At 66.7% G+C, this 1,266-nt stretch carries 1 protein-coding gene; it reads right to left on the bottom strand.

Going from position 1 to position 1,266, the window contains the following annotated elements; all coding sequences use genetic code 11:
• On the bottom strand, positions 1–1,091 hold a 1,091-nt coding region (locus FJV41_RS49155; RefSeq protein ID WP_141649510.1), incomplete at its 3' end, for a serine/threonine protein kinase.
• Between the last annotated feature and the right edge of the window lie 175 nt (positions 1,092–1,266).

The following is a 1,266-nucleotide window of genomic DNA, read 5'->3' on the forward strand; positions in this document are numbered from 1 at the left end:
GAGTTGGTGTTGACGGTGGGCGGCTCGGGGGCTTCGGGGACGCTGTTGGAGCCGCCCATGGCCAGCATCGCCGCCACGCTCGTCTCGCCCGTGGTGTCACCCGTGGGGCCCGCGATGAGCAGCTGGCGCGTCTGCTCGCGCCGGTCGGCGAAGAGGCGGCGCATCATCTCGCTGCTCTGCTCGGGGTGCCAGATGAGTGGGCCCACCGCGCGCTCCAGGGCGCGGGCGAACTCCAGCGTGGAGGCGTAGCGGTCCTCACGGCGCTTCGACAGCGCGCGCAGGACGATGGCGTCCAGCTCCGGCGGTATCTGCTTGTTGGCGCGTGAAGGCGGCGTCACCTCGCACTTCAGCACCGCGTTCATCATCGCCTCGGCCTGCTTCGCGTAGAACAACCGCATGCCGGTGAGCAGCTCGTGCAGCACCACGCCCAGGCTGAACAAGTCGCTGCGGGCATCCAGGGGCTCGCCCATGATTTGCTCGGGCGACATGTAGCCACTGGTGCCCTTCACCATGCCCACCGCGGTGCGGCTGGCGCGCGCCAGGCTCTTGGCGATGCCGAAGTCCAACAGCTTGGTGACGCCCTCGTACGTCACCATGATGTTCTTCTCGGCCACATCCCGGTGGATGACGGGCGAGGGGTGACCGAGCGGGTCCGTGAAGGTGTGCGCGTAGTGCAGCGCCACGGCCGTGTCCCGCACCGCCATCAGGCTGAAGCCCACGGGGATGGGGTGGCTGGCCTGCCGACACGCGCGCGCCACCTCCACCAGCGTGGCCCCCGGCACGAACTCCATGGCCAGGAACAGCTCGCCCTCGGCGATGTCCAGGTCGAACACCTGGGCGATGTGCGGGTGGTTGAACGCGGCCGTCACCTTGGCCTCGTCCAGGAACATCCGGATGAACTCTTCCTCGCCTCGGATGTCCGGCAGAATCTGCTTGAGCACCACCAACTTGCGGAAGCCGGCGAGTCCCCGCTGCGACGCTAGGAAGATCTCCGCCATCCCGCCCGTGGATAGGCGGCTGAGAACCTCATACTTACCCAGCGACCGGCCCTTGGAGGCATCCGGCGCGAGCGGCAGCGTCGTCCCACTCATCGGAAGGTGCCCAATCTACACTGGCACCCGGACGGACGCGAAAGTCAGGGTCGAAGAAAAGTCCACGAATATCGACATCTCTGACTTTTCTGTGAATTCCTGATGTCACTCCTCGGGTGGGGAGCGGCGGCGTGCGGGGGCTGTCTCTTATACACAACTCCGAGCGCACGAAACC

The organism is Myxococcus llanfairpwllgwyngyllgogerychwyrndrobwllllantysiliogogogochensis (assembly GCF_006636215.1).
Taxonomy (GTDB): Bacteria; Myxococcota; Myxococcia; order Myxococcales; family Myxococcaceae; genus Myxococcus; species Myxococcus llanfairpwllgwyngyllgogerychwyrndrobwllllantysiliogogogochensis.